This window comes from Caballeronia sp. INML2, assembly GCF_023631365.1.
GTDB classification, from domain to species: domain Bacteria; phylum Pseudomonadota; class Gammaproteobacteria; order Burkholderiales; family Burkholderiaceae; genus Caballeronia; species Caballeronia turbans.
Map to the genome: position 1 here is coordinate 30,023 of NZ_JALQDH010000007.1, position 23,060 is coordinate 53,082.

The 23,060-nt window shown below is 65.3% G+C and carries 15 protein-coding genes and 1 pseudogene; 13 read left to right on the forward strand and 3 right to left on the reverse strand.

Translation table 11 applies throughout. The features are described from left to right. Positions 1-179: 179 nt before the first annotated feature. Positions 180-1,805 (reverse strand): D-alanyl-D-alanine carboxypeptidase/D-alanyl-D-alanine-endopeptidase, encoded by a 1,626-nt coding sequence (dacB, locus tag NCT32_RS02475; protein ID WP_061117695.1) that lies wholly within the window; start codon positions 1,803-1,805, stop codon positions 180-182. 277 nt (positions 1,806-2,082) lie between these two features. Here dacB and NCT32_RS02480 point away from each other — a divergent pair, with 277 nt between their 5' ends. The 6 genes from NCT32_RS02480 to NCT32_RS02505 all read left to right on the forward strand — a co-directional run bounded on the left by NCT32_RS02480 (position 2,083) and on the right by NCT32_RS02505 (position 7,825). After that, positions 2,083-2,745, forward strand: a complete 663-nt coding sequence (locus tag NCT32_RS02480; RefSeq protein ID WP_061117694.1) for a response regulator — start codon at positions 2,083-2,085, stop codon at positions 2,743-2,745. After that, complete coding sequence (locus NCT32_RS02485) at positions 2,745-4,046, forward strand: ATP-binding protein (RefSeq protein ID WP_061117693.1); 1,302 nt, start codon at positions 2,745-2,747, stop codon at positions 4,044-4,046. Before NCT32_RS02480 ends, NCT32_RS02485 begins: the two co-directional genes overlap by 1 nt. Positions 4,047-4,291: 245 nt before the next feature. Continuing rightward, the gene (locus NCT32_RS02490; protein WP_061117692.1) at positions 4,292-5,794 is read left to right on the forward strand and encodes a DegQ family serine endoprotease; all 1,503 of its coding nucleotides are present in this window, start codon (positions 4,292-4,294) and stop codon (positions 5,792-5,794) included. 138 nt (positions 5,795-5,932) lie between these two features. After that, positions 5,933-6,427 (forward strand): carboxypeptidase regulatory-like domain-containing protein, encoded by a 495-nt coding sequence (locus NCT32_RS02495; protein ID WP_250489869.1) that lies wholly within the window; start codon positions 5,933-5,935, stop codon positions 6,425-6,427. Between the two features lie 145 nt (positions 6,428-6,572). Next, positions 6,573-6,950 (forward strand): DUF427 domain-containing protein, encoded by a 378-nt coding sequence (locus NCT32_RS02500; protein WP_061117691.1) that lies wholly within the window; start codon positions 6,573-6,575, stop codon positions 6,948-6,950. A gap of 74 nt (positions 6,951-7,024) precedes the next feature. Beyond that, on the forward strand, positions 7,025-7,825 hold the full coding sequence (locus NCT32_RS02505) for a CoxG family protein (protein WP_061117690.1): 801 nt from the start codon (positions 7,025-7,027) through the stop codon (positions 7,823-7,825). Positions 7,826-7,828: 3 nt separating this feature from the next. Here the strand turns inward: NCT32_RS02505 and NCT32_RS02510 are convergent, their stop codons facing one another. Further along, a complete protein-coding gene (locus tag NCT32_RS02510) occupies positions 7,829-8,785 on the reverse strand; it encodes a helix-turn-helix domain-containing protein (RefSeq protein WP_250476341.1) in 957 nt (318 codons plus the stop codon). Positions 8,786-8,908: 123 nt separating this feature from the next. On the opposite strand from NCT32_RS02510, the gene NCT32_RS02515 reads away from it, so the two are divergent. Next, entirely contained in the window at positions 8,909-9,547 is a 639-nt protein-coding gene (locus NCT32_RS02515) for a cysteine hydrolase family protein (RefSeq protein ID WP_250489872.1), read from the forward strand. Here NCT32_RS02515 and NCT32_RS02520 read toward each other — a convergent pair. Then, positions 9,530-10,174 carry a TetR family transcriptional regulator gene (locus NCT32_RS02520; RefSeq protein WP_061117688.1) on the reverse strand — a complete coding sequence of 215 codons (645 nt, stop codon included), beginning with the start codon at positions 10,172-10,174 and terminating at the stop codon, positions 9,530-9,532. The two genes, NCT32_RS02515 and NCT32_RS02520, sit on opposite strands and share 18 nt — an antisense overlap. A 450-nt stretch (positions 10,175-10,624) precedes the next feature. Here NCT32_RS02520 and NCT32_RS02525 point away from each other — a divergent pair, with 450 nt between their 5' ends. The 6 genes and pseudogenes from NCT32_RS02525 to NCT32_RS02550 all read left to right on the forward strand — a co-directional run bounded on the left by NCT32_RS02525 (position 10,625) and on the right by NCT32_RS02550 (position 22,920). After that, positions 10,625-11,887 carry an efflux RND transporter periplasmic adaptor subunit gene (locus tag NCT32_RS02525; RefSeq protein WP_061117687.1) on the forward strand — a complete coding sequence of 421 codons (1,263 nt, stop codon included), beginning with the start codon at positions 10,625-10,627 and terminating at the stop codon, positions 11,885-11,887. An 18-nt stretch (positions 11,888-11,905) separates the two neighbouring features. Next, a complete protein-coding gene (locus tag NCT32_RS02530; RefSeq protein WP_061117686.1) occupies positions 11,906-15,091 on the forward strand; it encodes an efflux RND transporter permease subunit in 3,186 nt (1,061 codons plus the stop codon). Between the two features lies 1 nt (position 15,092). Continuing rightward, complete coding sequence (locus NCT32_RS02535) at positions 15,093-16,622, forward strand: efflux transporter outer membrane subunit (protein ID WP_061117685.1); 1,530 nt, start codon at positions 15,093-15,095, stop codon at positions 16,620-16,622. 449 nt (positions 16,623-17,071) lie between these two features. Next, on the forward strand, positions 17,072-18,265 hold the full coding sequence (locus NCT32_RS02540) for an efflux RND transporter periplasmic adaptor subunit (protein ID WP_061117870.1): 1,194 nt from the start codon (positions 17,072-17,074) through the stop codon (positions 18,263-18,265). A gap of 18 nt (positions 18,266-18,283) precedes the next feature. After that, the gene (locus NCT32_RS02545; RefSeq protein WP_061117684.1) at positions 18,284-21,463 is read left to right on the forward strand and encodes an efflux RND transporter permease subunit; all 3,180 of its coding nucleotides are present in this window, start codon (positions 18,284-18,286) and stop codon (positions 21,461-21,463) included. A 1-nt stretch (position 21,464) separates the two neighbouring features. Next, positions 21,465-22,920, forward strand: a pseudogene (locus NCT32_RS02550) (efflux transporter outer membrane subunit). Positions 22,921-23,060 lie beyond the last annotated feature (140 nt).

Here is a 23,060-nt window from a genome sequence, read left to right on the forward strand (position 1 = left end):
CCTGCGAGTTTAAGCGATGCCGCCCGCCCGCTCCGGTGCACACCTGCACCGGGCCAGCGGCGTGCCCGACAGCGTACACGCCGCGCGCACGTTACCGGACGTCACTTCGTAGAAGAAATCTTCGGTCCCGCCGGCTTTCCGTGCCCGCGAGCGCCGTATTCAGCCGATGGCCGAGCCGTTCAATCCGCCGCGCCCGGCCTGCGCACGCCTTCGTAGACCCATTCGAGCAGCGCATCGTGCGCGGCGCGCGCGGCTTCGGCGCGCGGATCATTGATGAAGCTCACGACGACATAGCTCTCGCCGTTCGCCGCGCCGACATAGCCCGCGATCGCCCGTACGTCGCGCAGCGTGCCGGTCTTGATGTGCGCGTTGCCGAGCGCGCCCGCGTTGGTGAGGCGGTTGCGCATCGTGCCGTCGACGCCCGCGACGGGCAGCGATTCGACGAACACCTGCGCGACCGGACTCGCGTTGGCCGCCATCAGCAGGTCGGCGAGCGAGCTCGCCGAGATGTGCTCGTCGCGCGAAAGGCCCGAGCCGTTGTCGAGCGTGAGGCCGCTCATCGGCAGGGCGCTGCGCTTCAGGAACGCCTGGATCGCCGCGGAGGATTTCGCGGTCGTCGCCGGCGGCTTCGATTGCGCCGCGCCGATCGTGAGGAACAGGTTGCGCGCCATCACGTTGTTGCTGAACTTGTTGATGTCGCGCACGACGTCCGACAGCACCGGACTGCGATGCGTGCCGACGAGCCGCGCGTTCGACGGCGTCGGGCCTTCGCGCGTCGTGCCCTGGAACGTGCCGCCCGCCTGCTTCCACAGTGCGAGAAAGCCGCCCGCGAAGAACGTCGAGTGATCGAGCGCCGCGACGTTGATCGTGCGCGAGCCGCAACGCAACGGATAGTCGCCGATGAACGATGCCTGCACGAAGCCGCCCTGTGTCTGCGCGACGCTCGGCGACGCCGCCTGGAGCGAGCCGGTGCAGGCGCCGCGCGTGACGCGCAGTTCGTTGTCGATCTGCAATTGCGCGAGTTGCGGCAGCACGTCGATGGAGACTTGTCCGTCGGGGCTCGGCGTCAGCGTGAAGGACAGCGACTTGAATGCGTACAGCAGCGGGTCCGGGCCGACGTTGTAGGGCGCGGTGTCATCGTTGTCGAAGGCGGGCAGATCGCGCGTGGAAGCGTCGAAGTAGCGCTTGTCGAGCACGAGCGCGCCATCGATGCCCGTGATGCCGTTCTTGCGCACCTGCTCGACGAGATCGATCAGCTCCTCCGGCACGAGCTTTGGATCGCCAGTACCCTGGATGTACAGATTGCCGTGCAGGACGCCCTGAGCATCGACGTCGCCGTCGGCATACGCGGTCGTCTTCCAGCGATAGTCCGGGCCGAGCATCGAGAGGCCGGCGTATGTGGTGACGAGCTTCATCGTCGAGGCGGGCAGCATCGGCTGGCTCGCGTTGACCGAGACGAGAGGCAACGGCGCGCCGACGCGCTGCACGACGACGCTCATCGACGAAAGCGGTACGTGCGCGTGCGCGAGCGCCGTCATCACCGATGCGGGCAGCGGTCCGGCGGGCACGCTCGCCTTCTCGGCACGCTCGCGCTCGGCCTTCGCGCGCTTCGCTTCGTTTTTCGCCGCGTGCTTCGACCGGGTTCCACCGATCGCCGCGCGCTCCGGCGATTGCGCCTGCGATTCGGACTTCGAGCCGCCGCGCGCCTCGGCGTAGGGCATATGGCCGAGCGCTGCGCAGGCGAAGGTTGCGGCGAGCGCGAACGAAGAGAGACGGCTGGGCAGGAAGCGAAATGCAGACGGCATGGACGAGCGTTGTTCTTGGACTGGATGGCAGGCGGCGGCGCGTGGCCGGGCAGGGGTGCGCCGCGCGGGAAGCGGCTATTGTAGACAAGCTGGCTTGCGGAAATCGTACGGGCTGAAAATCTTCGTCGGGCGATGGGCGTCGGGCGCGGCACGCCGTTGTCTTCCGAACGTGGACGATCGGCGCGGTTAAGTCCCGTTTAAGCCTGTGGCAAGCCCGCGCGGCTACAATGGGTCGCGGCTACGAGGCTGCCCATGTAACCACGAACAGACATGTGCCATGCGAATCCTGCTTGTCGAAGATGACCGGATGATTGCCGAAGGCGTACGCAAGGCGCTGCGCGCGGACGGCTTCGCAGTCGACTGGGTACAGGACGGCGAGGCTGCGCTCACCGCCGTCGCGGGCGAGTCCTATGACCTCATGCTGCTCGACCTCGGTCTACCCAAACGGGACGGCCTCGATGTGCTGAAAACTTTGCGCGCGCGGGCCAACGCCCTGCCGGTGCTGATCGTCACGGCGCGCGACGCGATTGCGGATCGCGTGAAGGGACTCGATGCCGGCGCGGACGATTACCTCGTCAAGCCCTTCGATCTCGACGAGCTCGGCGCGCGCATGCGTGCGCTCATCCGCCGGCACGCGGGGCGGGGCGAATCGCTCGTGCGCCACGGTGATTTGACGCTCGATCCGGTCGGTCATCAGGTGACGCTCGCGGGCGCGCCCGTGTCGCTGTCGGCGCGCGAGTTCGCGCTCCTCGAAGCGCTGATGGCGCGGCCCGGCGCGGTGCTGTCGAAAAGCCAGCTCGAGGAAAAGATCTATGGCTGGGGCGAGGAGATCGGCAGCAATACCGTCGAGGTGTATATCCATTCGCTGAGAAAGAAGCTCGGCGCCGATCTCATCCGCAACGTGCGTGGCCTCGGTTACATGGTCGCGAAGGACGCCTGATGCGGTCGATCCGCCGGCAATTGCTGATCTGGCTGCTCGCGCTCGTCATCGTCGGCGTGGGGTTTGCAGGATGGCTCATCTATCGGCAGGCGCTCGCGGAAGCCAACGAACTCTTCGACTACCAGTTGCAGCAGATCGCGGCCGCGCTGCCTTCGGAGCCGTTTTCGTCGGTGCTGAGTTCGCGCAGCGAGAGCGACGAGGGCGTCGTCATCCAGATCTGGAATCGCAACGGCGTGCTGATGTACTACTCGCATCCGCGCGTGCCGCTCGCGCCCCACGCGGAGCTCGGCTTTTCCACCGAAATGACGCCGCGCGGCGAATGGCGCGTGTATAGCGCGATCGTCGGCGACAACGTCGTGCAGCTCGCCCAGCCGCTGTCGATCCGCAATCGTGTCGCGGCGGGCGTCGCGTGGCGCACGCTGTGGCCGCTCGTGCTGCTGCTGCCGCTGCTCGGGCTTGCGATCTGGGTGATCGTGGGACTCGGCCTCGCGCCCTTGCAGCGCGTGACGCGCGCGCTCGACACACGTCATCCCGAAGCGCTCGATCCGCTCTCCGATCAACGTCTGCCGCAGGAAGTGCGGCCGGTCGTGCGCGCGCTGAATGCGCTGCTTTCGCGGCTGTCGGCTGCGCTCGATACGCAAAAGGCCTTCGTCGCCGACGCCGCGCACGAACTGCGCACGCCGCTCGCGGCGGTGCAGATCCAGGCGCAGCTCGTCGCGCGTGCGCAGGACGACGAAACGCGCCGCGAGGCGCTCGGGGATCTGCATGAAGGCATCGCGCGCGCCACGCGGCTTGCGGAACAATTGCTGGCTCTCGCGCGATCGGAGCCGGACGGCAAGGGTGTCGAGACGCAAGTCGATCTGCGCGAACTGCTGGAAGGCTGCGTGCGCGGTTATGTGCTGGTCGCGCAGGAGCGCGGCGTCGATCTCGGCATCGAAGTGAGCGAGCCGGCGATCGTGAAGGGCGATGCCGATTCGCTGCGCGTGATGTTCAACAATCTCATCGACAACGCGACGAAGTACACGCCCAAAGGCGGTCGCGTGGATGTCTGCCTGAAGGTGCGCGACGGACGTCCGGTCGTCGAAATCTCCGACACCGGGCCGGGCATTCCGCAAGAAGAACGCGAAAGAGTGTTCGACCGGTTCTATCGCGTCGGCGAGGGCGCGAATCGCGCACGCACGGATGTCGCGGGCAGCGGTCTCGGGCTCGCGATCGTGCGCCGCATCGCGGTTCAGCATGGCGCGGCGGTGTCGCTCGGGGAGTCGGAAGCGGGCGGGCTCAAGGTCACTGTGACGTTCTGATGCCGCGGTCGTTGGTTGACCGTTCTTGAAACAACGAGCAGCAGTCGACTAAGTTGAATGTGTCAGAAAGTAATGCAATGAGTTCGACCCAGTGCAGTATAAGCAAGCCGCACTACCAGGGGCGTCTGTTCGCGGAAACAGACGCCCCTTTACGTTTTTAAGAAAGGTTTAAGCGACACCCCGTAATCTTGCTCCATCGACATAGCGCGCTTCTCAAGCGCACATCCCCTCGTCAGGAGCACACGATGAAAGCGAAGATCCTCACCCGCAGCGCCGTCGCAGCGGCCGTTGCCGTTGCCTTGTCGGCGGGCTACGTGGCTGGGCACAACAACGTCCCGGCGCCGCAGGTCATCTCGCCCGCCGCAGCCGCGCTGATGCCCGCCGAAGCCGCGGCAAAAACAGGCATTCCCGATTTCTCCGGCCTCGTCGAGACATACGGTCCGGCCGTGGTGAATATCAGCGCGAAGCACGTCGTCAAGCAGACGTCGAATCGCCGCGGCCAGAGTCAACTGCCGATGGACCCCGACGATCCCTTCTATCAGTTCTTCAAGCGCTTCGGCGGCATGCCCGGCTTCGGCGGCGGCGACGGCGGTCCCGGTGCGGATCGTCCGAGCGAAGGTCTTGGTTCGGGCTTCATCGTGAGCAGCGACGGTTACATCCTGACGAACGCACACGTGGTCGACAACGCGAATGTCGTCACCGTGAAGCTCACGGACAAGCGCGAATATCGCGCGAAGGTCATCGGCGCGGACAAGCAGTCGGATGTCGCCGTGCTGAAGATCGACGCGAAGGACCTGCCGGTGGTGAAAATCGGCGATCCTAACGGCAGCAAGGTCGGCCAGTGGGTCGTCGCGATCGGCTCGCCATACGGATTCGACAACACCGTGACCTCGGGCATCATCAGCGCGAAGTCGCGCGCGTTGCCCAACGAAAACTACACACCGTTCATCCAGACCGACGTGCCGGTGAATCCGGGCAATTCGGGCGGCCCGCTTTTCAACCTGCAAGGCGAGGTGATCGGCATCAACTCGATGATCTATTCGCAAACGGGCGGCTTCCAGGGGCTTTCGTTCGCTATCCCGATCAATGAGGCAATCAAGGTCAAGGACGCGCTCATCAAGACGGGACACGTGGATCGCGGCCGTCTCGGCGTGACGGTGCAGGGCATGAACCAGACGCTCGCGAATTCGTTCGGCATGAAGTCGCCGCAAGGCGCGCTCGTGAGTTCGGTCGAGCCGGGAGGACCGGCCGCGAAGGGAGGGCTGCAGCCGGGCGACGTGATCACCGCGCTCAACGGCGTGCCGGTGACGGATTCCACTTCGCTGCCGTCGCAGGTCGCGGGCCTCTCGCCGGGTACGTCCGCGAAAGTGACGGTGTGGCGCGACAAGAGCGCGAAGGATCTTTCCGTGACAATCGGCGCGCTGAAGGATGCGAAGACCGCGAGCGCGAACACCGGCGGCGCCGACAGCGCGTCGGCGCAGGACGCGCGCCTCGGCGTCGCGGTGCGCCCGCTCACGCCGGAAGAGCGGCAGAACGATTCGCTTTCGCGCGGCCTGCTCGTGCAGCAGTCGAACGGCGCGGCGGCGAACGCGGGCATTCAGCCGGGCGATGTGATTCTCGCCGTGAACGGCCAGCCGGTCACGTCGGTGCAGCAATTGAAGTCGATGGTCCAGCACGCGGGCGACAGCATCGCGCTTCTGATCCAGCGTGACGATGCCCAGATCTTCGTGCCGGTCGATCTCGGCTGACGCGCGGCCGTCGGCTTGCGCGATGCGGGCACGAACCATGCTCTGCGGTTGCCTGGTGCCCCATCGCGTGACATCGACGCATCGGGCGTGACGCCGCCGGCTCCCGGGCGCGGCGGCACCGGACAAAGGAGCAGAAACATGACGAGCAAGACCACGGGCAAGCTGGCGGCCGCAATTCTCGTTGCGGCGATGAGCGCCGGCATGACGGGCGGCGCCTGGGCGCAGCAAGCGGGCGGAGCGGCGGGTGGCACGACGAGCGACACGTCGAGCGCCGGCAATACCAACGGCGGCGGTCTGCCGCAGATCCAGCAGCAAGGCGACGTCTCCTACACATCGGGCGGCGTGGGACTCGACGAATCGCGGGCATTGTTGCGCGAACAGGCGCACTGGCCGTTGTCGCTGCGCTTCACGGGCCCGACCGCCGACTATCTCTCGGGCGTGCAGGTTCGCATCGTCGACGGCAAGGGCGGCGAGACGCTTTCCACCGAGTCGATGGGGCCGTACATGCTCGTCAAACTTCCGCCGGGCAGCTATACGGTCTACGCGAAGTACAAGGACCAGGAGAAAAAGCAGGCGGTGACCGTTGCCGGACCGGGCAAGGCCAAGGCGGCGTTCCACTGGAACATTCAGTAAGCGCGAGCGTCGAAAGGGGATACGCCCGGGCATCGAAAGCGCTCACGCAGTATCGGAAGTTTGTCTCATAATTAAGCCACGGGTGTCTCGATGACTCGTGGCTTTTTTCTTGGGATGTCGGTTCTCACGCGGGAGGGGCAGCACGATGGGCACGGAACTGAACGACGGACACCAGACGGCGCATCACATCGAGATCACGCTGAATGGACGGCGCTGCCGCGTGATCCATCAGGGCGTGACCTACGCCGATACGCACGCGTCCCTCACGCTCATCGAGCCGGGTGTGGAGAAAGTTCACTACTTCCCGCGCGCCGACGTAAACATGGCGCGCCTGGAACGCTCCATCCACACCACGCATTGCCCGAGCAAGGGCGAGGCCACGCACTATCACCTGCTGACCGAGGACGGCCCGGTCGAGAACGCCGCGTGGAGCTACGAAGCGCCGCTCGACGCCGCCGTAAAGATCAAGGGCTATCTCGCGTTTTACGGTTCGCGCGTCGATCGTATCGACGAAACGTCATAGGCGCGCATCCGAACAGACAGCCGAGGCCGGCTCGGCCATAACGAACGCATGCGATCCTTTTCGCGGAGGCTCGAATGGAAGTCACCGATGCCCTGTGCGTTCCGCTCGACCCGGCGCATGTCCGGGAAGCCTTGGGCGATCTCGCGCTGCTGCGCGCGAGCCTCGACAATTGCGAATCGTTCACACGCACGCCCGGCGGCGAGTATGTCCTCACGCTGATCGTGCCGCTCGGCGCGCTGCGGGCGCGCTACCAGATCCGCGCTCATGCCGCCGGGCGCACGCGTCAGGCGGCGCGCGCGCCAGGCGATACCACCGAAACCACCGAATCCGACGATGCCGTGTACGCCCGCACGCTGAGCTTCAAGGCGCGCGGCGAAGGCGTCGGCTCCTTGCGCGGGCAGATCGCGGTCGCGTTGAACCCGGACGACGACGGCGCCGCTACCTGGATCGAATACACCGTCTGGGCGACGGTATCGGGCCCGCTCGCCGGCTTGCCTGCCCGCCAGATCGAAAACGCGCTGCGCGAAGGCGCCGATGATTTCTTCGCCGAGTTCTGCGAAGTGGTGCGCGCGAAGCACGCGTTGCCGTCGATGCGCGCCGCGGGCGAGCGCACCGAGCGCCGGCACGTCTTCTTGCGGCCGAGCGCGATGTCGGCGGCGTTTTCGCGTCGCTCGGGCGCGATGCGCGGGCCGTCCGCCGATGCCCACGCGAGCGGCGTGCTGCGGCATCGGCTGAACGGGCATGGTTTCGTGCATCACGAGCGCGATCACTCCCACGATCCGCATCCGCTCGGCTTGCCCGTCTGGGCGTGGGCGGCGATGCTCGTGTGCGTCGCGCTGTTTGCCTACCTCGCACAGCATATCGCGCTCAAATGACGGTTACACGCCGCGAAACGCCCGTCGATAAGCCGACGGCGACGTCTTCAGCGTCTGCGCGAATTGCTGGCGCAGCGTCGCGCCGGTGCGAAAGCCGCTCTGTTCCGCGATGCGATCGATCGGAAGATCCGTGCCTTCGAGCAAGCGCTGCGCGAGCGCGACGCGTTGCCCGACGAGCCACGTGCTCACCGTCGCGCCCGTCGTTTCGCGAAAGCGCCGCGTGAAGTTGCGGCGGCTCATCGCCATGCGCGCGGCGAGCGCATCGAGTGAATGTTCGGTTTGGAGATTGGCGCGCAGCCAGTCGAGCAGACCGGCGAGCTTTTCGCCGTTCGGGCGCTCGGGAACCGGCTCGTCGATGAATTGCGCCTGCGATCCCTGCCGATGCGGCGGCACGACGAGCCGCCGCGCGACCTGATTCGCCGCGTGCGAGCCGGCCAGCTTGCGCAGCACGTGCAGGCAGCAATCGAGTCCGGCCGCGGTGCCGGCTGAAGTCGTGATGTTTTCGTCGTCGATATAGAGCACATTCGGATCGAGCCGGACCCTGGGATAGCGGCGCGCGAAATCGTCGGCCCACGCCCAGTGCGTCGTGGCCGCGCGGCCGTCGAGCAGGCCCGCCGCCGCGAGCACATACGAGCCGAGGCACAGCCCGACGACTTGCGCGCCGCGTGCATGCGCCGCGCGAAGCGCGTCGAGGAGCGCTTCGGGTGGCATCTCGTCCGGATCGCGCCACGACGGCACGATGATCACATCGGCGCCGGCGAGGGCGTCGAGCGAATGCCGGGCCGCGATCGTAAAGCCGGCGGAGGTTGCGAGCGCGTCCGGTTCGGCGGCGCAGACACGAAAGTCGAACGACGGCACGCCGATGCCGCTGCGCTCCTCGCCGAACACGATGCAAGGCACCGCAAGATGAAACGGGCTGATGCGGTCGAACGCGACGACGGCGATCGAATGGCGGGTCATGGCGCGGCTCCGGCGAAACGTCGATCTCGACATTTTGGCCCGATTCCGATGAAAGTTGGCGATCGGGCCACTTCTGGATACCGCGCGGGCGCGGCGACAATGCTTCGACCATCCACGAAGGAGCTGACCATGCCGCGCCGCGCCCTGATCGTCATCGATGTGCAGAACGAGTACATCGACGGAAACCTGTTGATCGAATATCCCGATGTGAACGTGTCGCTCGCGAATATCGCGCGCGCGATGGACGCCGCCGGGAAGCACGGCGTGCCGGTCGTCGTCGTGCAGAATTTCGCGCCGCCGGGCGCGCCGATCTTCGCGCGCGGCTCAGCAATGGCCGAGCTGCACGAAACGGTGGCGTCGCGGCCGCGCGCGCATTACATCGAGAAATCGCTGTCGAGCGCATTCGCCGGCACCGGTCTCGCCGACTGGCTGACGGCTCACGACATCGACACGATCGCGATCGCGGGCTACATGACGCACAACTGTGACGATTCGACCGTCAAGCACGCGGTGCATGCCGGCCTTGCCGTGGAATTTCTCGCGGATGCAACGGGCGCCGTGCCCTACGAAAACAGCGCGGGCCGTGCGACTGCGGAGGAGATCCACCGCGTGTTCACGGTGGTGATGCAATCGCGTTTCGCCGCCGTTCTCGGCACGGACGACTGGATCAGGGCATTGGAGAGCGGCGACGCGCCCGCGCGCGACAACATCTACGCGTCGAACCAGCGGGCGCGCGCCGCGAATTCAGGCGCTGGCCGGTAAGAGCAGGGCCGGGCTGCAGCGCAGGGCGTCGAAGCACGCGTCGATGAGCGCTTCGGCGTCGCGCTCCGGATGGACGATATCCGGCAGCATCAGCGAATCGTGCAGGATGCCGGTGAAGAGGCAGTGAAGCATCGTAGTTGCGCGGTTCGTATCGAGCGTTGCGGGAAGCTGCTTCTTTTCGACGGCGTTGCGCAGCGCACGCTCGATGCGCTCCATGCCGTCGCGCATGTTGTTCTGATGCCGCTCGCGCACCGGGCCCATTTCCTCGACGAACTCGCATTTCATGAAGAGGATGTCGAAGACGCGCCGGCGCTGCTCGTCGGTCGTGATGTTGCGCATGCACCAGACGAAAAGCTCCCGAAGGCGCTCGAGCGGATCCTCTTCCTTGCCGTCGAGCGTGGTTTCCACGAGTTCGTCGAGCGGCAGCAGGCTGCGGTCGAACATCGCGTTGAAGAGATCGCCCTTGTTGGCGAAATGCCAGTAGATCGCGCCGCGCGTGACGCCCGCCGCCTGCGCGATGTCCGCCAGCGTCGTACGTGATACGCCTTTTTCGTAAAAGACGCGCTCGGCCGCGTCGAGCACCCGGTTGCGCGTTGCCTGCGCTTCTTCCTTGGTTCGTCTGACCATATCGTGCGGCCTTTCGGGCCGTCTGCTCCTGCTTTCTGCCGTTGAAGGGGCGCGCCCGCGCGCCCTTGTCGAAGATTGGTCGACCGTAATCGATTCCCCTGAGCGATTTTTTCTCAACTCCAATGGGGATAAACACGTACAGTTTTTTACATTCATCCACGAATGTATATACAATACCACCCGTTTACCAATATTCACAAATTCAGCCGACGATCAGATTTCGAATTAAGCTTCGTTTCCATTGCCCCGTTCCGGCCGTCCTTGGGCCACAGGCGGCGCTTCACAGCGTCGCGCACGGGCATGAAACGCCGGCCACTGGCCACGGCGCCGCTCATTCGTCGGACAGGTTTTGATTATTGGCAGCGTCCTCAGGGACGCTCGTGCGCGGCATTGCCCGGGGAAGGCCGCCGCGCACCTATTTCACTCTCAGTCTTAGACAGAGGTCGCTCCATGCGCGTCGAACGGGTTCCACTCCGCTTAATCACCGCCGCGACGGCTGCCGTGTTTCTGGCAGCGTGCGGGCAAAAACAATCAGCGCCTCCGCCGCAAACGCCCGAAGTGGGCATCGTCACCGTGCAGCCCACGAGCGTGCCGGTCGTCGTCGATTTGCCGGGCCGCACCAATGCCTACCTCGTCGCGCAAGTGCGCGCCCGGGTGGATGGCATCGTGCTGCGCCGTGAATTCACGGAAGGCTCCGAGGTCAAGGCCGGCCAGCGGCTCTACAAGATCGATCCGGCGCCGTACATCGCCGCGCTGAACAACGCGAAGGCGACGCTGGCGAAGGCGCAGGCGAACGTCGCGTCGCAGAACGCGCTCGTGGCGCGCTACAAGATTCTCGTCGCGGCCAACGCGGTGTCGAAGCAGGACTACGACAACGCCGTCGCCGCGCAAGGCCAGGCCGTGGCGGATGTCGCCGCGGGCAAGGCATCGGTCGATACCGCGCAAATCAACCTCGGCTATACCGACGTCGTTTCGCCGATCACCGGCCGCACCGGCTTGTCGCAGGTCACGCCGGGCGCGTATGTGCAGGCGAGCGCCGCGACGCTGCTCACGACCGTGCAGCAACTCGATCCGATCTATGTCGATCTGACGCAATCGAGCGTCGAGGGCCTCCAGTTGCGCAGGCAGATTCAGGAAGGCCGCCTGCAGACCGAAGGCATCCACGCCGCGAAGGTCACACTCGTGCTCGAAGACGGCCGCACTTACACCGAACAGGGCAAGCTGCAGTTCTCCGACGTGAGCGTCGACCAGAGCACCGGTTCGGTGACCGTGCGAGCGATCTTCCAGAACAAGGACCGCGTGCTCCTGCCGGGCATGTTCGTGCGTGCCCGCATCCAGGAAGGCACGAACGACCACGCACTCGTCGTGCCGCAGATCGGCGTCACGCATGACCAGAAGGGCACGCCGACCGCGCTCGTCGTCAACAAGGACGACAAGGTCGAGCTGCGTCAGCTCGTCACGAGCGCCACTTTCGGCAACAACTGGGTGGTCGACAGCGGCCTGAACGCGGGCGATCGCGTGATCGTGAACGGCGTGGAGAAAGCGAAGCCCGGCATGCAGGTGAAGCCGGTCGACGCGAAATTCCCCTATCCGGCATCCGACGCGCAGGCAGCGCAGGCACCGGGCGCATCCGGCGCGCAAGGCGCCGCCGCCCCGGCGAACGGAAGCGGCGCCAGTGGTGCGCAGGCCGCATCGGCCGCTTCGGGCGCGTAATAAAAGGGAGCCTGTTACATGGCAAAGTTTTTTATCGATCGACCGATCTTCGCGTGGGTGATCGCGATCATCCTGATGCTCGCGGGGATGGCGTCGATCTTCACGCTGCCGGTCGCGCAGTATCCGACGATCGCGCCGCCTGCGATCCAGATCAGCGCGACGTATCCGGGCGCATCGGCGAGCACCGTCGAAAACACGGTGACGCAGGTGATCGAGCAGCAGATGACCGGTCTCGACCACTTGCTGTACCTGTCGTCCACATCCGATGACTCCGGCACGGCCACGGTCACGCTGACGTTCGCGGCGGGCACGAACCCCGACATCGCGCAGGTGCAGGTGCAGAACAAGCTGCAGCTCGCCACGCCGCTTCTGCCGCAGGTCGTGCAGCAGCTCGGCACCAAGGTCACGAAGTCGAGCTCGAGCTTCCTGCTCGTGCTTGCGTTCGTGTCCGAAGACGGCAGCATGAGCAAGTACGACCTCGCGAACTACGTGGCGTCGAACGTGGCGGACCCGCTCTCGCGTATCAACGGCGTCGGCACCACGACGCTGTTCGGCTCGCAGTACGCGATGCGCGTCTGGCTCGATGCGACCAAGCTCACGAACTACTCGCTCACGCCGGTGGACGTGAAGAACGCCATCAACAACCAGAACGTGCAGGTGGCGGCGGGCGGTCTCGGCGGCACGCCGGCGGTCGCGGGGCAGATGCTCCAGGCGACCATCACGGAAGCGACGCTGCTGCGCACGCCGGAGCAGTTCGGCAACATCCTGCTGAAGGTGAATCAGGACGGCTCGCAAGTGCGCCTGAAGGATGTGGCGAAGATCGACCTCGGCGGCGAAAACTACAACTTCGATACGAAGTACAACGGACAGCCGACGGCCGGCTTCGGTATCCAGCTCGCGACGGGCGCGAACGCGCTGCAGACGGCGAAGCTCGTGCGGCAGAAGATCGACGACCTGTCGAAGTACTTTCCGCACGGCCTCGTCGTGAAGTATCCGTACGACACGACGCCGTTCGTGCGCCTGTCGATCGAGGAAGTGGTCAAGACGCTGATCGAAGGCATCGTGCTCGTGTTCCTCGTGATGTATCTGTTCCTGCAGAACCTGCGGGCGACGATCATCCCGACGATCGCGGTGCCGGTCGTTCTGCTCGGTACGTTCGCGATCATGTCGGCGGTGGGCTTCTCGATCAACGTGCTGTCGATGTTCGGCCTCGTGCTGGCGATCGGCCTGCTCGTGGACGATGCGATCGTGGTCGTGGAAAACGTCGAACGGGTGATGTCCGAGGAGCACTTGTCCCCACGCGACGCGACCCGCAAGGCGATGGGCCAGATCACCGGCGCACTGATCGGCGTGGCGCTCGTGCTGTCGGCGGTGTTCGTGCCGGTGGCGTTCTCGGGCGGCTCGGTCGGCGCCATCTACCGGCAGTTCTCGCTGACGATCGTCGCGGCGATGGTGCTGTCCGTGATGGTCGCGCTGATTCTCACGCCGGCGCTGTGCGCGACGATCCTGAAGCCGCATCCGGAAGGGCATCAGCCCGAGAAGACGGGCTTTTTCGGCTGGTTCAACCGCACCTTCAACAAGAGCCAGGAGAAGTATCACAGCGGCGTGCAGCACGTGATCCGTCGCTCGGGACGCTGGCTGATCATCTATATCGTCGTGATCGTCGCGGTGGGCATGCTGTTCCTTCGTCTGCCGAAGTCGTTCCTGCCCGATGAAGACCAGGGCACGATGTTCGTGCTCGTGCAGGCGCCGGCCGGTTCCACGCAGGAATACACGGCGCATGTGCTGAAGGACGTGCAGGACTATCTGCTGAAGGACGAGAAGGCGATCGTCGAATCGGTGTTCACGGTGAACGGCTTCTCGTTCGCGGGCCGCGGCCAGAACTCCGGTCTCGTGTTCGTGCGGATGAAGGACTACGCGGACCGCCAGCATAGCGACCAGAAGGTGCAGGCGCTCGTCGGGCGGATGTTCATGCACTTCGCGCCCTACAAGGACGCGATGATCTTCCCGGTCAATCCGCCATCGATTCCTGAACTCGGCACGGCGGCGGGCTTCGACTTCGAGCTGCAGGACCGCGCGGGCGTCGGCCACGCGAAACTGATGGAAGCGCGCAACATGCTGCTCGGCATGGCGGCGAAGGACCCGACGCTCGCGCAGGTGCGCCCGAACGGCCTGAACGACACGCCGCAGTTCAAGGTGAACATCGACCGCGAGAAGGCCAATGCGCTCGGCGTCGCGGTGTCGGACATCGACCAGACGTTCTCGATCGCATGGGCGTCGCAGTACGTGAACAACTTCCTCGACGTCGATAACCGGATCAAGAAGGTGTACGTGCAGGGCGACGGACCGTTCCGCATGAATCCGGACGACATCAACAAGTGGTACGTGCGCAATGGCGCCGGAACGATGGTGCCGTTCGGCGCGTTCGCGACCGGCAACTGGACCTATGGTTCGCCGAAGCTCGAGCGTTACAACGGTATTTCGGCGATGGAAATCCAGGGCGCGGCCGCGCCGGGCAAGTCGACCGGCCAGGCGATGACGGCGATGGAAGCGATCGCGGCGAAGCTGCCGGCGGGCATCGGCTACGAATGGACGGGTCTGTCGTATCAGGAGCGTCAGTCGGGCTCGCAGGCGCCGATCCTGTACGGCATCTCGATCCTCGTCGTGTTCCTGTGTCTCGCGGCGCTGTACGAAAGCTGGTCGATTCCGTTCTCGGTCATCATGGTCGTGCCGCTCGGCGTGCTCGGGGCGCTGCTCGCAGCGACGCTGCGCGGCCTGGAAAACGACGTGTTCTTCCAGGTCGGCCTCTTGACGACGGTGGGCCTTTCGGCGAAGAACGCGATTCTGATCGTGGAATTCGCGCGTGAGTTGCGCATGCAGGGCATGTCGACGGTGGCAGCGGCGATGGAAGCGGCGCGCCTGCGGTTGCGCCCGATTCTGATGACGTCGCTCGCGTTCATTCTCGGCGTGATGCCGCTCGCGATCAGCAACGGCGCGGGCTCGGCAAGCCAGCATGCAATCGGCACCGGCGTGATCGGCGGCATGTTGACCGCGACCTTCCTCGCCATTTTCATGATCCCGATGTTCTTCGTCGTGATCTCGAAATTCAGCAAGAGCAAGGACGTGCCGTCGCCGGGTACATCGGGTGATGTCGAAGGTCCGCATGGCGGCTCGCAGAACGGCTCCGATAAGGAAGGACATTGAAATGCTTAAACATTCCTTGATCGCGGCCGCCGTGGCGGTATTCGCCGCGGGCTGCACGCTCCAGCCGAAATACGAACAGCCCGCGGCGCCCGTCGCGCAGACGTTTCCGGAAGGCGGCGTGTACGCGCACCAGCCGGACGCGTCGTCGTCGGCGAGCAATGGCCGCACCGCGAATGGGCAGAGCGCGCCCGAGATCGGCTGGCGCGATTTCTTCGCCGATCCACGCCTGAAGAGAATCGTCGAGCTCGCGCTAAAGAACAATCGCGACCTGCGCGTCTCGGTGCTCAACGTCGATGCGGCGCGCGCGCAGTATCAGATCACGCGCGCCGGGCTCTTCCCGGCGCTCGAAGGCGCCGCGTCGCAGAGCAAGCAGCGCACGCCGAAGAATCTGTCGTTCTTCAACCAGACGATCTCGAACACGTATTCGGTCGGCCTGAACGCGTCGTGGGAAATCGACTTCTTCGGGCGAATCCGCAGCCTGAAGGATCAGGCGCTCGCGCAATATCTGTCGACGGCCGAATCGCGCAAGGCGGCGGAAATCGCGCTCGTGTCGTCGGTGGCGGACCAGTATCTGACGATGCTCGCCTACGACGATCAGCTCACCGTCACGCAGAACACGCTGAAGACGGCGCAGGAATCGTTCCGCATCACGAAGCTGCAGTACGACAACGGCACCGGCACCGAGCTGGACTTGCGTCAGTCGGAAGGCGTCGTCGAAGAGGCGCAGGCGAACCTGCAGACCCAATCGCGTTTGCGCGCGCAGGCGGAAAACGCGCTGGTGCTGCTCGTGGGCGAACCGCTGCCTGCGGATCTGCCGGCCGGCATGCCGCTCGACACGCAGAACCTGCTGTCCGACATTCCGGCGGGCCTGCCGTCGGATCTCCTGACGCGCCGTCCCGATATCGCGGCGGCGGAGCAGTCGCTGCTCGCGGCCAACGCGAACATCGGCGCGGCGCGGGCGGCGTTCTTCCCGCGCGTTTCGCTGACGGGCAGCTTCGGCACGCTGTCGCCGACGCTCGGCGGACTCTTCAAGCCGGGCTCGGCCGCGTGGTCGTTCGCGCCGCAGATCACGGTGCCGATCTTCGAGGGCGGCCAGAACAAGGCCAATCTCGATCTCGCGAACGTGCAGAAGCGCATCGAGATCGCCAACTACGAGAAGGCGATCCAGACCGCGTTTCGCGAAGTCGCGGACGGCCTCGCCGCGCGCGGCACCTTCGACGAGCAGATCAAGTCGCTCGAGCGCTTCGTGACTTCGCAGAGCCGGCGTCTGGAGTTGTCGGACCTGCGTTATCGCAACGGTGTGGACAGCTATCTCGCGGTGCTGACCGCGCAGACGGCGCTGTACGAGGCGCAGCAGTTGCTGATCACGGCGCGGCTGAACCGCCTGACCAACCTCGTCGATCTGTATCAGTTCATGGGCGGCGGATGGATCGAGCGCTCCGGCGAAGCGCCGCGCCCGGCGGACGCGCCTGTCGATTACGGCTCGCAGGGCACGCCGCCGCAGCCGGCCTCGGCTCCCGCGGCGGGCTGAACCGCCTGACGTGATCGACGCGATGCAAGCGAAGCCCGGCCAAGCGCCGGGCTTTTTCATTGCGCTTTCAGCGATGTCTCAATTTCTCCGCGTATTCCGCAGATTTGTTCTGGCTGTTATCAATTTGTGACAGAACGGCGGTTTGATTGAGTCTGATCGATCGCGATCGATAACTATAATCGGCGGCTCGTCACAGTCGCGACGCCGCGTTTCCGTTTGAGATACATCAAGATCGGTTGCCATCGGGCGCAAACGAGCGACGTGACAATTTAGTCATCCTGAAAACATCGTCTGTTCGGGAAGCGATCGGCTTTTCCGGCGCCCGGGCACACCGGGCGCCGCGATCCGCGACTTTCGCATCGCACGAGAACACGTCGCGTGCGCGGCCCGCCATGAACGCGAGGACGCGCTCGCCTTTCATCTTCAGCCAACAAAGAGGCCTGCGTCCCATGCGTCTCAAACGGATTCCATACCGCCTCATCGGTATCACGACGGCCGCCCTGCTTGCGGCCGGTTGCGGGGAGAAGCCTCCCGCGATGGCGCCGCACACGCCGGAAGTCGGCGTCGTCACGCTCGCGCCGGCCGCGGTGCCGGTCGTCGCGGAACTGACGGGCCGCACGAGCGCTTTCCTCGACGCCCAGGTGCGCGCGCGCGTCGACGGCATCGTGCTGCGCCGCGAATTCACCGAAGGCAGCGTCGTGAGGGCGGGGCAGCGGCTTTACAAGATCGATCCGGCACCGTACATCGCACAACTGAACAACGCGAAGGCGTCGTATGCGAAGGCCCAGGCGAACCTCGTGTCGACGTCCGCGCAGGCCGAGCGCTACAAGGTGCTCGTCGCGTCGAACGCGGTCAGCAAGCAGGACTACGACAACGCCGTGGCCGCGCTCGGGCAGGCCGAAGCCGATGTCGCCGCCGTGAAGGCCGCGATCGACACCGCGCAGATCAACCTCGGCCATACCGAGGTCACGTCGCCGATCTCGGGACAAACAGGCATTTCTCAGGTCACGCCCGGCGCCTATGTCCAGGCAGCGCAGGCGACGCTGATGGTGACGGTTCAGCAGCTCGATCCGATGTACGTCGATCTCACGCAATCGAGCCTCGACGGCCTCAAGCTGCGCCGCCAGATCCAGGAAGGTCGCCTTGCGACGAACGGCCCGAACGCCGCGAAGGTCACGCTGATTCTGGAAGACGGCCGCGTCTACTCCGAGCAGGGCAGGCTGCAATTCAGCGATGTGACCGTGGACCCCACGACCGGCTCGGTCACCGTGCGCGCGGTATTCCCGAACAAGGACCGCGTGCTGCTGCCGGGCATGTTCGTGCGGGCGCGCGTCGAGGAAGGCGTGAATCCGAACGCGCTCGTCGTGCCGGTGCAGGGCGTCACGCATGACCAGAAGGGCACCGCGCTCGCGATGGTCGTCGACAAGGACAACAAGGTCGCGATGCGTCCGCTCGTGACATCCGGCACGCACGGCCAGAACTGGGTGGTAAACAGCGGCTTGAATCCCGGCGACCGCGTGATCGTCGAGGGCATCGACAAGGCGCGTCCGGGCACGGAAGTGAAGGCGGTGCCCGCGCACCTGCCCGAAGCGCCCGCCGATGCGACGGCCGCCGCGCCCGCGTCCGGCGCCGCCGGCGGTTGAGGACGGGAGACACGCTTCATGGCCAAGTTCTTCATCGACCGCCCCATTTTCGCGTGGGTGATCGCGATCATCCTGATGCTGGCGGGCATCGCGTCGGTGGCGACGCTGCCGGTCGCGCAGTATCCGACCATCGCGCCGCCGTCCATTCAGATCGCAGCGACGTATCCGGGCGCGTCGGCGCAGACCGTCGAAAACACGGTCACGCAGGTGATCGAGCAGCAGATGAGCGGCCTTGACCACCTGCTCTATCTGTCCTCCGCCTCGGACGACAGCGGCACCGCCACCGTCACGCTGACCTTCGCGGCGGGCACCAACGCCGACATCGCGCAGGTGCAGGTGCAGAACAAGCTGCAACTGGCCACGCCCAATCTGCCGGCCATCGTGCAGCAACTGGGCACCAGCGTCACCAAGTCGAGCAGCAGCTTCCTGCTCGTGCTGGCGTTCGTGTCCGAAGACGGAAGCATGAACCGCGACGACCTCGCGAACTACGTGGCCTCGCACGTGCAGGATCCGATCAGCCGTCTGAACGGCGTCGGCACCGTGACGCTGTTCGGCTCGCAGTACGCCATGCGGATCTGGCTCGATCCGAACAAGCTCGCGCAATACGGCCTCATGCCGGTGGACGTGCAGAACGCGCTGCAGTCGCAGAACGTGCAGGTCGCGGGCGGGCAACTGGGCGGCGTGCCCGCCGTGCCGGGCCAGTCGATGCAGGCGACCATCACCGAAGCGACACTCCTGCGCACGCCCGAGCAGTTCGGCAACGTGCTCCTGAAAGTGAACCGGGACGGCTCGCAGGTGCGCATCCGCGACGTGGCGCGCGTCGGTCTGGGCGGCGAGAGCTACAACTTCGAGACGCAGTACAACGGCCGTCCGGCGGCGGGCTTCGGCATTCAGCTCGCGACCGGCGCGAACGCGCTCGCCACCGCCAACGCCGTGCGCGCGAAGATCGATCAGCTCTCGAAGTTCTTCCCGCATGGTCTCGTCGTGAAGTACCCGTACGACACCACGCCGTTCGTGAAGCAGTCCATCTCCGACGTCGTGAAGACACTCATCGAGGCCATCGTGCTGGTGTTCCTCGTGATGTACCTGTTCCTGCAGAACCTGCGCGCAACGCTGATTCCGACTATCGCCGTACCGGTGGTGCTGCTCGGCACGTTCGGGATCATGGCGGCCGCGGGCTTCTCGATCAACACGCTGTCGATGTTCGGCCTCGTGCTCGCGATCGGCTTGCTCGTCGACGATGCGATCGTGGTCGTGGAGAACGTCGAGCGCGTGATGACGGAAGAGGGCTTGCCGCCGAAGGAAGCCACGAAGAAGGCGATGAGCCAGATTACCGGCGCGCTCGTCGGCGTGGCGCTCGTGCTGGCGGCCGTGTTCGTGCCGGTCGCGTTCTCGGGCGGCTCGGTCGGCGCGATCTATCGCCAGTTCTCGCTGACGATCGTCTCCGCGATGGGCCTCTCGGTCCTCACCGCGATGGTGCTCACCCCGGCGCTGTGCGCGACCATGCTGAAGCCGCACCCGCAAGGACACGAGGAGAAAAAGACGGGCTTTCTCGGCTGGTTCAACCGCACGTTCGCGAAGAGCCAGGCGAAGTATCACGGCGCCGTGGCGCATGTCATCAGGCGCTCGGGGCGCTGGCTCATCATATATCTCGTGGTCGTCGTGGCGGTCGGCATGCTGTTCGCGCGCCTGCCGAAGGCGTTCCTGCCGGATGAAGACCAGGGCACGATGTTCGTGCTGGTGGCCACGCCCGCCGGCGCCACGCAGGAAATGACACAGCGCGCGCTCGACGATGTCGCCGGTTATCTGCGGAAGAAGGAAAGCTCGACCGTCGAATCGGTATTTACAGTGAACGGCTTCAGCTTCGCGGGCCACGGCCAGAACTCCGGCCTCGTCTTCGTGCGGCTGAAGGACTTCAATCAGCGCACGGGCGCCAACGAAAAAATTCAGGCGCTCGTGGGCCGCACGTTCGGCGCGTTCGCCGGTTACAAGAACGCGCTCGTCTTTCCGGTGAACCCGCCATCCATTCCGGAACTGGGCACGGCGTCGGGCTTCGACTTCGAGCTTCAGGACCGCGCCGGTCTCGGGCACGAAAAGCTCATGCAGGCGCGCGGCATGTTGCTCGGCATGGCCGCGAAAGATCCGGCGCTCGCCCAGGTGCGGCCGAACGGCCTCGACGACGCGCCGCAGTTCAAGGTGAGCATCGACCGGCAGAAGGCGCTCGCGCAGGGCGTCGACCCGTCGATGATCGACCAGACGTTCTCGATCGCGTGGGCATCGCGGTACGTGAACAACTTCCTCGATACCGACAGCCGCATCAAGAAGGTCTACATGCAGAGCGATGCCCCGTTCCGCATGTCGCCGGAGAACATCAACAGCTGGTACGTGCGCAATGCGTCCGGCTCGATGGTGCCGTTCTCGTCGTTCGCGACGACCGAGTGGAGCTACGGCTCGCCCAAGCTCGAGCGTTACAACGGCCAGTCGTCGATCGAAATACAGGGTGTCGCGGCTCCGGGCAAATCCACCGGACAGGCGATGGCCGCGATGGAAGCGCTCGCCGCCAAGCTCCCCGCGGGCATCGGCTTCGAATGGACGGGACTGTCGTATCAGCAGATCCAGTCGGGTTCGCAGGCGCCGATGCTCTACGGCATCTCGATTCTCGTCGTGTTCCTGTGTCTCGCGGCGCTGTACGAGAGCTGGTCGATTCCGTTCTCCGTGATCATGGTCGTGCCGCTCGGCGTGATCGGCGCGCTGCTCGCCGTGTCGTTGCGCGGACTGGAGAACGACGTGTTCTTCCAGGTGGGCCTGCTCACCACGGTGGGTCTGTCGGCGAAGAACGCGATTCTGATCGTCGAGTTCGCGCGCGATCTCCAGCTCTCGCAAAAGATGGGGCCGGTCGAGGCGGCACTCGAAGCCGCGCGCCTGCGCCTGCGCCCCATTCTGATGACCTCGCTCGCGTTCATTCTCGGCACGATGCCGCTCGCGATCAGCAACGGCGCCGGTTCGGGTAGCCAGCACGCGATCGGCACGGGTGTGATCGGCGGCATGGTGACCGCGACTTTCCTCGCCATTTTCATGGTGCCGATGTTCTTCGTCGTCGTGCGCTCGCGTTTCGGCGGCGACAAGGAAGACACGGATGCCGCGCTCGCGCGATACGAAGCGCAGCGGCGCGCGCAACCGGGCAACGAAGGACACTGACATGCGTAGACTTTCCCTGATTGCAATGGCCGTCGCCGCGCTGGCGACAGGCTGCACGCTGGCACCGACGTACGAGCGCCCCGCGATGCCCGCATCGGCGAGCTTTCCCGCGGACGGCGTCTACGCGACGCAGCCGCGCGCGGCGAGCGGCGGTACGCGCAGCGCGAACGGGGTGGCCGCGGCGGATATCGGCTGGCGTGACTTTTTCGTCGATGCAAGGCTGCAACGGCTCATCGATATCGCATTGAAGAACAATCGCGATCTGCGCGTTGCGCTGCTTAACGTGCAGGCTGCGCAGGCGCAATACCGCATCACGCGCGCCGGGCTGTTCCCGACGCTCGGCGCGCAGGCGTCCCAGACGAAGTCGCGCACGCCGGCGGATCTGTCGTTCTTCAACCAGACCATTTCGAACACGTATGACGTGGGCTTGAACGCGTCGTGGGAAATCGACCTGTTCGGCCGCGTGCAGAGCCTGAAGGATCAGGCGCTCGCGAAGTATTTCGCGACGGCATATGCGCGCAAAGCCGCGGAAATATCGCTGGTGTCGCAGGTGGCGACACAGTATCTGCAAGTGCTGCAAGCCGATGACCTGCTCGCCGTGACACGCCAGACGCTCAAGAGCGCGAGCGATTCCTACGGCATCGTGAAGCTCCAGTTCGATAACGGCGTGACATCCGAGCTCGATCTGAGCCAGTCGCGCACGGTGATGGAAAGCGCGGCGGCGAATCTTCAGGCGCAGGAGCGCGCGAGCGCAGGCGGTGAATGCGCTCGTGTTGCTGCTCGGCGAGCCGATGCCGGACGATCTGCCCGGCGGCATGCCGCTCGACGGACAGAACCTGCTCACGGATATTCCGGCGGGCTTGCCGTCGGATCTGCTGCTGCGCCGGCCGGACATCATGGAGGCCGAGCAGAACCTGCTGGCGGCGAATGCGAATATCGGCGCGGCGCGTGCGGCGTTCTTCCCGAGCATTTCGCTCACCGGCAGTTTCGGCACGTTGAGCCCGACGCTCGGCGGCCTGTTCAAGGCGGGCTCGGCGGCATGGAGTTTTGCGCCGACCATCACGTTGCCGATCTTCGACGGCGGGCAGAATCTGGCGAATCTGGATGCCGCGAACATCGGGAAGAAGATCGAGATCGCGCAATACGAGAAGGCGATTCAGTCGGCATTCCGCGACGTGGCGGATGGGCTCGCTGCGCGCGGCACCTATGATCAGCAGATCGGGGCGCTCGAGCGCGATACGGCCGCGCAGCAGCGTCGGCTGGATCTGTCGACGTTGCGGTACCGGCAGGGCGTGGATAGTTATCTCGGCGTGTTGACCGCGCAGCAGGACCTGTACGCGGCGCAGCAGACGTTGATCGCGGCGAGAACGCAGCGATTGGCGAATCTCGTGGCGCTGTATCAGGCGCTGGGAGGCGGGTGGATCGAGCGGACGGGGGGGCAGGGCCTCGTAAGGTGAAGGCTGCGCCTTGGGCTTTCATGAATGGCCTGTGTTCGTGTTGGTTTATTAGCGCTGCCCCTGTGCGGGGCGGCAGTCACTTTCTTTGCTGCTGCAAAGAAAGTAACCAAAGAAAGCAGCTCGAGACGCCCGCGGTCACA